Raw genomic sequence first — 10587 nt, 5'->3', positions numbered from 1 at the left:
AGCGGTGCTCGACAAAAATCCGGCCGACGCGGAAGCGAACCTCGCCGTCGGCCGCTGGCGAGCGTTTTACAAAAACGACTGGCCCACCGGCCTGCCGCTGTTGGCAAAGGGCAGCGATGAAAAACTAAAATCGCTCGCCGCTGAGGAACTGAAATCGCCAACCGACGCGGAGCAACAAATCCAATTGGCCGACGCGTGGTGGAACATCTCCGAAAAAGAAGCCGGCATCGCGCGCGACTGCGTCCGCCTGCATGCGGGCAGCGTCTATCAAGAGGCGTTGCCGAATCTCGCGTCGGCCTTGAAAAAAGCCGCGATCGAAAAACGTCTCAAGGAAATTGCCGACTTAAGGCCGACCACCGCTATGGCGCCTGCGAACGGCGCAATCGACGGGAGCAGGACGTCCGGCGCGATTGCCTTTCCGTTGGACAAATGGGTCGACGTTCTGGGGCTTGTCGACGTGAACCGCGACCGTGTCGCCGGCTCCTGGGCGCGAACGGGCACCGATCTTGTCGTTGTGAGCAGCCAGGAAGACTACAGCCGCCTCGCCCTGCCGGTGGATATTGACGGCGGATACGATTTCGAAGTGGAGTTCACCCGTAAATCGGGCGACCACGATGTTGCAGCCATGGTTACAATCGGCTCGCATGCGAGCATGGTGATGCTGAGCGGATCGAGGGGTTCGGTCAGCGGGCTGCTGACGGTGAATGGCCAGCCGCCGTTTGACCCCCAGAACCCAATCGGGGTGCGGCCGGGCGCACTTGAAAACGGCCATCGCTATCGGCTCCTGATCCGTGCTCGGATGGTAGGGGAGAACCGCGCCAGCATTGATGTCTTACTAGACGGCAAGCAATATCTGCCGCGGTGGGTAGGAAGTCCAACTTCCCTCGATCAACACCCCTTTTGGGCGATGCCGAATCGAGGGCGGCTCGGCCTCGGTGTCCTGCTGGGCACAGTCGCGTTTCATTCGGCTCGCTTGCGCATGGTCTCCGGCCATGCGACGGCCGAAGCCTCGGTCGCAGATTCCGGCGCGCCAGGACCGGCGCCAACCGCCGGCGCCCCGCCGGCAGGCATCTGTCGAATCACTAGTAAGCACGGCCAACTGTGCCTCGGCACTGTCGGCGACGGCAAGCAATCGGGAAACGCGATCGGCGTTTGGGCCGATGCCACGGGAGCTGACCGCCTTTGGGAGGTCATTCCAATTGCCGACGGAAAGTTCAAAATCATCAACGAGAAAAGCGGGAAGTGCATGGGCATCGTCGACGGCAGCACCGGCGCGGGCGCCTTCGCGCTTGAATGGAGCTTTGAAAATGCCCCGGATCAACGGTGGCTTGTCGAGCGAGCGGAAGGAGGCGCCTACAAATTTATGAACGACAAGAGCGGCCTCTGCCTCGGATTGCGTGGCGACGGTCCCACGGTCGAGCTGCAGCAATACACCGGATCCGACGCGCAACAATGGACGCTCGCGCCCTCTGCTCGCGCGGATCGCTCATCGGTCAATCCGAATGCGCCGACGATTGTCTCCGCCCGCTGGGGACGGAAAACTGGCTGGGCCGATGTGGCCGACCGAGTCCGACAGGCAATCGGCGAGGGCTTGGATATCGAGGCGAATGTCGATTTTCTACGAACCGATCCGGCGCCGGGCAAACGGAAGAATTTGCAGATCGTTTATAATATCGGCGGCGTCGAACGAGCGGTCAATTATCGCGAAGGCGGCAAATGGGCCAAGCAGGACTACCAAGCCATTCCGGTACAGCCGCAGGCGGTCGCTCATCCGCGCCCCAGCAAAGGCATCGACTTGTTGGCGGAAGTCGATACCGACCGCGACACCGCGTCGGGCAACTGGCTCAGACGCGGCGGCACAATTGTTTCGGAGGGCCAGGATTCGAGAATCGTGTTTCCGCATGAGATCATTTCATCCAGCTATGAGTTGCAGGTCGAGTTCTCGCGCGACCGGCACCACGACGCCGTGTGGATCGGCTTCCCGGTGGCTGGCGCCGGTTGCAACTTTGTCCTGTCCAGCAACCACGGCAAAGCTTCCGGTTTGGACATGGTCGACGGGCAGCAGGCTGCGGGTGACGCCAATCCGACGATGCGCTCGCCGAGCGTTCTGGAAAACGGGCGGCGCTATATCGCGCGCGTGGTCGTGAAAGTGAAGGGCGAAAAGGCCGATGTCCGCTGTTTTTTGGACGACCAGGACTTGGTCGCGTGGACCGGCAATCCGGCTTCACTCAAATTTCCTTCCGACTCGGCGATACCGCAGCGCCGCGTCGGCTTCGGCGATTGGCAGTCGGCCTGCACGATCTATAGCGTTCGCCTGCTAAAATAGGCTAATCCATGCCGTGCTGGCCACGGCTTCCCCTGGTTCGAGCCCGCACCCGGTTCTTCTATCCCGATGAGCGAATCCTGGACGATCGGCCGGCTGCTTACGTTCACCGCCGATTATCTCAAGCAGCATGGTTCCGACACGCCGCGGCTCGATGCCGAAGTGCTGCTGGCCGCCGCTCGCGGTTGCCAGCGGATTCAGCTTTACACGGCCTTTGATGAAGTGGCCGACGACAAGACGCGGCAGACGTTTCGCGGTTGGGTGCGTCGCCGGGCGGAAGGGACGCCGGTAGCCTATTTGGTCGGCTATCGCGAGTTTTACTCGTTGCGATTTCGCGTGACGCCTGCAGTGCTGATCCCGCGGCCGGAAACGGAATTGCTCGTCGTGCGGCTTTTGGACCTCGCAAAAGAGCGGCCGGCCGGCAGTCCGGAAATAAGGATCGCCGATGTCGGCACCGGCAGCGGAATCCTGGCCGTCTGCGCCGCGAAGCATTTGTCGACAGCTCGCGTAACGGCCATCGATATTTCGCCCGACGCGATCGATGTCGCGAAATCGAACGCGGCCGAGCATGGCGTGTCGGATCGAATCGAATGGCGCAGCGGCGACTTGCTATCTACCGTGAGCGATCAGCAGTTCGATTTCATCGTCAGCAATCCGCCGTACGTGAGTTCGGCGGAATATGCTTCGCTGGCAAAAACGGTCCGCGATTTCGAGCCGCGCGGCGCCTTGCTGGCCGGTGATCGCGGAACGGAAGTGATCGAGCGGCTGCTGCCGCAGGCGGCCGAGCATCTCGCACCGGGCGGCTGGCTATTGATCGAAATTAGCCCGATGATCGAGCCGGCCGCGGCGCGACTGCTTGCCGCCGAGCAGCGGCTGGTTCCGGCGCCGACGATCAAGGACCTCGCCGGCCATGCGCGGATTGTGCAAGCCCGCCGCCGCGAGTGACGTCTGGCAAAAAAGTAGCTTCCGTTCTTGAATCCCTCACCCTGCCCTCTCCCGCAAGGGGAGAGGGTGCTCGTCGATCGCTACAGTGTGGGCGTCGTTACGGTGTCGCTGTTAGCGCTTTGCCGACATCGGTGCGGTAGGCCGAGAGCGCCGGCAGGAAACCGACCAGCGACGCCAGCGCGATCAGCGCCGGAATCAGAATCAATTCGAAGGTCGGAGAAAACTGCAAGAAACCGACTTGGACGCCGGTGTAATCAGTGATATAGGGTCCAGCGACGCCGATCAAAAAGTGGCCGGCGAGCCAACCCATTAATCCGCCGCCGAGGGCGAGCAAGATCGATTCGAACAGCACGACGGTCATCACCGTGTTGCGGCGGGCGCCGAGAGCCCGCATCACAGCAATTTCATGCCGCCGCTCACTCATCGAGTTGTAGATGCTCACCAGAATTCCGATCCCGGCCACGAGCACGACCAGCAACGCCAGCACTTCCGTGATCAATTCCACCGGCCGAACGAAGGTGTTCAGCAGCACGCTGATTTCTTGCACGGGCTGGATTGCTTGGGCGACGTTTTCCTTGTTGATCGTCGGCACGAGCGTGAGTGCGGTCAGGCTGCGGGGGGCGCCATCCACGCTGGCGGTGCGAAGCAAGATGGCCGTGCATTCCCGTTGCTCTTCCGGTACGGGGGTGGTGAGCATCTGCTCTTTTTCACCGGGCTTGAGCACCGGCTCGACGTGCCCTTTCGCATGGTCGGGGATGAGGAAAAAGCCTTCAATATTCACGAACGCGGCCCGATCGACCGGTGTGCCGGTTCGCTCGAGGATGCCGGTAATCTTGAAGGGCATGTGTTTCTCGCCGCCGACGCCGCCGTGCATGGGCACAACGTCGCCGCCGACTTTCAGATGCAAGTGTTTCGCCACTTCGGCGCCGACGACGGCCGTGGCGAAATCGCCCGTCTTGTAGACCTCGCCGCCGGGCTGGAATTTCGAGTTCAGCAGCTTGGTGAACATCTCGGGCGGAGCGCCGACGACGCGGAACGAAGCCTTCTCATCGCCGAGAAAATCACCGAGGCAGATCGGAATCGCCAGTCCGGCGGTGTTCGGATCCGGATCATCTTCGAGCACGTAGCCAGCATATTTTCCAGGTTTGCGATCCTTGTGCGCGCTGGCTGGCAGAAACTCCTTGTAGTAGCTCCAAGGAATGTTCTCGATCGGGCGGCTCAGATAATAGACGGAATTGATCAACAGATCGAGCCGGCCCCCTTTTGCGCCGACGACGACGTTGAAGCCGAGTTGGTTGCCAGTGGCGAACGAATTATGCACGACACTGCCGGCCACGAGCACCGCCACGACCATCATGACACCCAGCCCCATCGATACGGCCGTCAGCGACGAGGCCAACGACCGCTGCTGAATACTCCGCCACGCAATTTTCCAAAGACTCATTGCAAAATCCGCCGTTCAGTGAGGTCGATCGTCCACCGCCGTTAAACATCGCACTACGCTTGCGGTTTCGCATGTCGCAACTCCCGCCGCAAGCGGCGGGGCGAACCAGCGCTAAACGGGCGAAACTGCCACCGGGCCGTTTACCGCTCGATTGATCCGCTCCAAATTTTCCACCCGATCGAATTGGGCCATTACGTCGGCCGTATGGGTGACCAACAGCAGGGCCACGTTTTCTTCGCGGCACGTCTCGCGGATCAAGTCGATGATCTGCTTTTGATGCCGGGCATCGACGTTGGCCGTCGGCTCGTCGGCCAGCAACAATTCGGGCTTGTTGGCCAACGCCCGAGCCACGGCCACGCGCTGCTGTTCGCCGACCGACATCATCGCCGGGCGATGGGTGAGCCGATGGCCCAGCCCGACGCGCTCGAGCAGATGCGTGGCCCGATGCGAGTCGGCATGCCGGCTGGCGAAAGCCATTCCGAGCAACACGTTTTCCAAAGCCGAGAAGCCGGCCAACAGATTGAATGTTTGAAACACATAACCCAACTTGTCGGCTCGAAGGCGATCGCGGGCCGCCTCGGGGAGCCGGGCGACATCGACATCGTCGACCATCACCGATCCCTCGTCGGGGCGAATGATGCCGGAAATAATGTGCAATAGCGTCGTCTTGCCGCAGCCGCTTCGTCCGACGAGCACGACCTGCTCGCCGACGCCAACTTTCAATTCCGGAATATCGAGGATCGGCAGCCGACCACCGCCGGGCTCCGTAAACGATTTCTTGACGTTTTTGAGTTGAAGCATGCGCGGTCAGGGTTGAACGGTGGTCGGTGGATGGGATTTGGGGCGGGCAGGATTCGCAGTCGATTGCGCTAGCGGCGGCAGCTTGCAACCAGTTGGATGTTAGCTTGTTGCAGCAAACCACGGATAGTCCAAACAGGCGCGATGGCTGGGTGGCGCACGACGTGTCGAGAAATCCGAAACGATCAGTACCGTACAAAACCATACGCATCCAGCAGCTGCGCTGTTCGGCCAAAGCGCCAAGAATCCTGCGGAAAACCGCAACCAGAGCCGTCGGCGACGGTTTGCTCGTGACCGCCGTGCATTCTCGGCCCTATAATCGCTTTCGCCGGCGGCGAGCGCGGGCTTTATCAAACTGCATCAGGGAGCCGTGACCATGTCCGACTCGATCGACCTGCGACAATATGAAATCCAAGTTGCGCATGTCGTTCGCAACGCGCCGCCGGCAGTGCTCTACGAAGATGCGGTCATTCACGAAAAGGCGGCCATTGCTTCCAGCGGCGCGCTCATGATCCGTAGCGGCGCGAAAACCGGCCGCAGCCCGCTCGACAAGCGGATCGTCGACAACCCTGCCAGCAGCGGCGATATCTGGTGGGGACCGGTGAATATCAAACTCGCGGAGGCGATCTTCATCATCAATCGCCAGCGGGCCATCGATTTTCTCAACACGCGCGAAACCGTTTATGTGCTCGACGGCTACGCGGGTTGGGCGCCGGAGTATCGCATCAAGATTCGCGTGATCTGTGCCCGTGCTTACCACGCGCTCTTCATGCGCAACATGCTGCTGCGCCCGAGCGAGCTCGAACTGGCCGAGTTCGGCGAGCCCGACTACGTGATCTTCAACGCGGGCCAATTCCCGGCCAACCCGCACACGCACCAGATGACATCGCGCACCAGCATCGATTTGAGCCTCGAGCGGCGTGAATACGTCATCCTTGGAACCGAATATGCCGGCGAAATGAAAAAGGGCATTTTCACGCTGATGCACTATCTGCTGCCGGAGCGCGGCGTGCTGTCGATGCACTGCTCGGCGAATGAAGGACCGGCCGGCGATCTGTCGCTCTTTTTCGGCCTTTCGGGCACCGGCAAGACCACGCTCTCCGCCGACCCGGCCCGGCGGCTGATCGGCGACGACGAGCATGGCTGGAGCGAAGAAGGCGTGTTCAATATCGAAGGGGGATGCTACGCCAAGTGCATCCATCTCTCGGCCGAAAAAGAGCCGGAAATTTACGACGCGATCCGCTTTGGCGCCGTCCTGGAAAACACGGTTTATGATCCTGAGACCCGCGAGGTCGATTTCTCGAGCGCCGCGATCACCGAGAACACCCGCGCCGCCTATCCGATCGAATTCATTCCGAACGCCAAGGCGCCATGTTTGGGGCCGCATCCGCGCAACGTGATTTTTCTCACCTGCGACGCCTACGGCGTTTTGCCGCCGGTGAGCCGGCTCACGCCAGCCCAGGCGATGTATCACTTCATCAGCGGCTATACGGCGCGCGTGGCCGGAACCGAAGAAGGCGTCAAAGAACCGCAGGCCACGTTCTCGGCCTGTTTCAGCGCGGCATTCTTGGTGCGGCACCCGACCGTGTATGCCGAAATGCTCGCCGCGAAACTGCGGGCCCACGGGGCGCAGACATGGCTGGTGAATACCGGCTGGACGGGCGGGCCGTTTGGCGTCGGGTCGCGGATGAAGCTTTCGCACACCCGCGCCATCATCGATGCGATCCACTCGGGCGCCTTGGCCGACTCTCCGACCACGGTCGACCCGATCTTCCGTCTCGCGGTTCCCACGCGCTGCCCGGGCCTGCCCGAGTCGATCTTGCAACCGCGCGCCACGTGGCCCGACACGGGCGGCTATGAAGAAGCGGCAAAGAAGCTGGCGGCCCTATTCCGCCAGAATTTCGCCAAATATGCCGACCAAGCCAGCGAAGAAATCAGATCGGCCGGCCCGGCGTAGAGCCGGTGCGGAATCGGCGTGCGTGGCGCGCTCATTGCCTCGTCGCGCATTTCGGCGCTATTTGTGTCTCACGCCTACTACCGGTCAACCCCAAACGACGCCGCGCTCGCCGCGCTCGATCCGGCCGATTTGCCAGTTCGCATAACCGTTGTCGGATAATTGGCTGCGGATGCTGTCGGCATAAAACGGGCTGACGACCATCACCATGCCGATGCCCATGTTGAACACGCGCTGCATTTCGGCGGCATCGACCTCGCCGAGCCGCTGAAGCCACGCGAATACCGGCGGCAGCGGCCAACTATCGCGCTGGATCACGACCCGCGAATTCTCAGGCAGCACGCGTTCGAGGTTTTCGTGCAATCCGCCGCCGGTGATATGGGCGATGCCGTGCACGACCGATTTCACCCGGTATCGGCCGAGCACGCGGCGCACGGCTTGGACGTAGATTCGCGTCGGCTCCAAGAGTTCTTCGCCCACGGTTCGGCCGAGTTCTTCGACGTGGTCGGTGATTTTCAAGCCCGCGATTTCGAAGGCGATTTTCCGCACCAGGCTATAGCCGTTGGAGTGCAATCCGCTCGAAGCGAGGCCGATGAGCACGTCGCCTTCGGAGATGGCCCGGCCGTCGATCACGCGCCGCCGCTCGACGACGCCGACGCAAAAGCCGGCCAGATCGTAATCGCCCGGCTGATAGAAGCCGGGCAAGATTGCGGTTTCGCCGCCGAGCAGCGCGCAATCGCTTTGAATGCAGCCGTCGGTGATGCCTTTGACGATTTGCTCCAAGAGCGGCGGATCATCGCGCGACATCGCCACGTAGTCGAGGAAAAACAACGGCTCCGCGCCGCAGCAGAGCGCATCGTTGACGCTCATCGCCACGAGATCGATGCCCACGGTGTCGTGCTTGCCCGCCTCGACGGCCACTTTGAGCTTCGTCCCCACGCCATCGGTGCACGAAACCAACACTGGATCGACATATTTGCGGGCGAAAAGCTGATTGGTGAAATCGAGTTGAAACAGTCCGGCAAAACCGCCATCGAGCGGGATGACGCGGGGGGAATACGTGCGGTGCAACAGCCGCGGCAACCGGGCCATCGCTTGCTCGTACAACTCCAGATCGACGCCGGCAGCTTGATAAGTCGCTTTGGCCATCGGCGCGCGGTTTGAGCAAAGAATCGAGAGGCTGAAGAAACCTCGGATTCTAGGGTCGCCCGCCGCGGATTGTCAACGCGGCGGAAAGCCCGGTGGTGGTCCAGGATGAAAGCAGCGTAAGAAAAAACTGAAAATTATTCAGGTTTGTTTTTGTGACGGACGCCTAGCCACACAGGTAGACGGAAAGTGCCATCCAGAGCCCGTTGGCCGCGCGCATGGAATTGGGTGGATTACGTCAACGCGCCTCAGATGGAAAGGGAGGTCGCGGCAGTTCGCCAGGACAGCGGGGAAACCCGCTGGGCGCCCCGGAGTGGCAGTTTTAAGATGGAATCGTGTGGCAGCCCTGGAGCGATTAGGCTTGGCTATGGCCAGCCCGGCAGCTTGCCCATAGCCTCGCAATTGCCAGCCACGAAATAGGTAAAGCGGGAACTCTTTGTCGGCTGCTTCGATTCGCCATTCTGAAGTGCGACATTCGTCGCTCCGCAACTCGTTGATTTTCCGGTCAGTCCGAACCCTTAGGCGCGGCGCCGGTCTCGTATTACAACCGCTTATCGCGTTCTGCCCCAAATCTATCCATAACCCATTATTGCAAATAAGTTTACTGTCCTAATCAATGGTCGTGCTAGCGTCGGGCCGGGATGTGGCTGGGTTGAAAAACCTTCATACAACATACTTGACCAGAGCGGACGGAGCGTTTAATTTATCATCTCCATTGCGAATGCTGAGGCGGAACTGTATTTGATATTGTAATCCGATTGGGCGGGGTGTTCGCTCGAAGGCCGCTGCCGTTTTGCCCTCGCTGAAATTTGCTTGATCCTATGCATTTCAAAGCCCTAAAAATATTCTGCGATGTCGTCTACCGGCGCAGTTTTTCCCGAGCGGCCGATGAAAACGGGATTTCCCAGTCGGGAGCCAGCCAAGTGGTGCATCAGTTGGAATGCCGCCTGGGTGTAAAGCTGGTCGACCGCTCCAAACGGCCTTTCATGCTAACGCCCGAGGGAGAAGTGTTTTACGAGGGGTGCCGCAAGCTGCTGGATCGTTACAACGCGCTGGAAGAAGAAGTTCGCACGATGCATGAGGAGGTGGCGGGCCGGGTGCGCGTGGCATCGATTTATTCGGTCGGGCTGCACCACATGAGCCGTTATCTCCAACAGTTCTTAAGCCAATATCCGAAGGCCAACGTGCGGCTGGAATACTTGCATCCACATCGGGTGTATGAAGTCGTCGAAAGCGATCAGGCCGATTTGGGGCTAGTGAGCTATCCCAAGGCATCGCGGTCGTTGCAGGCCATTCTGTGGCGCGAGGAGCCGATGATGCTCGTCTGCGCGCCGTCGCATCGGTTTGCCCGCCGCGGGCGGATCGAATTGGAAGAACTGGCCGGGCAACCGGTGGTCGGCTTCGACGCGGATCTGACGATTCGTCGAGAAATCGATCGCGTCTTGCATCTGCACGATGTCGAAGTCCGCGTGGTGATGGAGTTCGACAACGTGGAAACCATCAAGCGCGCGATCGAAATCGATGCCGGAATCGGCTTGCTGCCGCAGCCCACCGTGCTTCGTGAAGTCGAAGCCGGAACGTTGGCGGCGGTGCCGCTGGCCACCGACGAATTGGTGCGGCCGCTGGGGATCATTCACCGCCGCGGCAAGGATTTGGGCGTCACCGTTCGGCGGTTCATCGATCTGCTGTGTTCCGAAGGCAAAGATCTCGTCGGCAGCGCTCTCGTGGGAAAAGATACGGACGACAAGGACACGGAGGATGTTGTGGGCAGCAGTGCGATTGTACCGTTGGCTCCGGCGGCCAGCGCAGCGGCGGCGGAGCCTGGGAAAATCGCAGAGGGCAATGGAAAATCGAACGGCGCGGGCCCGGGCCGTTCGCGGCAATTGGCGGTTGCCCAAACCGGTTCGTGACATTTATTCCAGCGCCGGCGGCGTTCGCCGCCGGGCTGCAAGTGTGTAGAAGCCGTCGGCAGTGCGC

7 protein-coding genes are annotated in these 10587 nt (G+C 60.9%); 4 read left to right on the top strand and 3 right to left on the bottom strand.

The window, feature by feature from the left end:
• Together VHX65_07445 and prmC are read left to right on the top strand one after the other, a co-directional pair.
• Positions 1-2326, top strand: a 2326-nt coding sequence (locus VHX65_07445; GenBank protein ID HEX3998366.1) for an RICIN domain-containing protein, incomplete at its 5' end; no start/stop codon positions are given.
• A gap of 66 nt (positions 2327-2392) precedes the next feature.
• Complete coding sequence (gene prmC, locus VHX65_07440) at positions 2393-3268, top strand: peptide chain release factor N(5)-glutamine methyltransferase (GenBank protein ID HEX3998365.1); 876 nt, start codon at positions 2393-2395, stop codon at positions 3266-3268.
• 97 nt (positions 3269-3365) lie between these two features.
• Here the strand turns inward: prmC and VHX65_07435 are convergent, their stop codons facing one another.
• Entirely contained in the window at positions 3366-4712 is a 1347-nt protein-coding gene (locus tag VHX65_07435; protein HEX3998364.1) for an ABC transporter permease, read from the bottom strand.
• A 111-nt stretch (positions 4713-4823) separates the two neighbouring features.
• Positions 4824-5513 (bottom strand): ABC transporter ATP-binding protein, encoded by a 690-nt coding sequence (locus VHX65_07430; GenBank protein HEX3998363.1) that lies wholly within the window; start codon positions 5511-5513, stop codon positions 4824-4826.
• A 373-nt stretch (positions 5514-5886) separates the two neighbouring features.
• Between VHX65_07430 and pckA the strand changes: the two genes are divergently transcribed.
• A complete protein-coding gene (gene pckA, locus VHX65_07425; protein ID HEX3998362.1) occupies positions 5887-7467 on the top strand; it encodes a phosphoenolpyruvate carboxykinase (ATP) in 1581 nt (526 codons plus the stop codon).
• Between the two features lie 84 nt (positions 7468-7551).
• Here the strand turns inward: pckA and purM are convergent, their stop codons facing one another.
• Positions 7552-8613, bottom strand: coding sequence for a phosphoribosylformylglycinamidine cyclo-ligase (gene purM / locus VHX65_07420; protein HEX3998361.1), 1062 nt, complete (start codon positions 8611-8613; stop codon positions 7552-7554).
• Positions 8614-9431: 818 nt separating this feature from the next.
• Between purM and VHX65_07415 the strand changes: the two genes are divergently transcribed.
• Complete coding sequence (locus tag VHX65_07415) at positions 9432-10520, top strand: LysR family transcriptional regulator (GenBank protein HEX3998360.1); 1089 nt, start codon at positions 9432-9434, stop codon at positions 10518-10520.
• The last annotated feature ends 67 nt before the right edge of the window (positions 10521-10587 follow it).

It is taken from the genome of Pirellulales bacterium (assembly GCA_036267355.1).
GTDB lineage: Bacteria > Planctomycetota > Planctomycetia > Pirellulales > DATAWG01 > DATAWG01.
This window is presented reverse-complemented; position numbering and strand designations above follow the sequence as displayed.

Coding starts and splice junctions, on each gene's coding strand:
- prmC (HEX3998365.1), top strand. CDS start 2,393: ATGAGCGAATCCTGGACGATCGGCCGGCTGCTTACGTTCACCGCCGAT.
- VHX65_07435 (HEX3998364.1), bottom strand. CDS start 4,712: ATGAGTCTTTGGAAAATTGCGTGGCGGAGTATTCAGCAGCGGTCGTTG.
- VHX65_07430 (HEX3998363.1), bottom strand. CDS start 5,513: ATGCTTCAACTCAAAAACGTCAAGAAATCGTTTACGGAGCCCGGCGGT.
- pckA (HEX3998362.1), top strand. CDS start 5,887: ATGTCCGACTCGATCGACCTGCGACAATATGAAATCCAAGTTGCGCAT.
- purM (HEX3998361.1), bottom strand. CDS start 8,613: ATGGCCAAAGCGACTTATCAAGCTGCCGGCGTCGATCTGGAGTTGTAC.
- VHX65_07415 (HEX3998360.1), top strand. CDS start 9,432: ATGCATTTCAAAGCCCTAAAAATATTCTGCGATGTCGTCTACCGGCGC.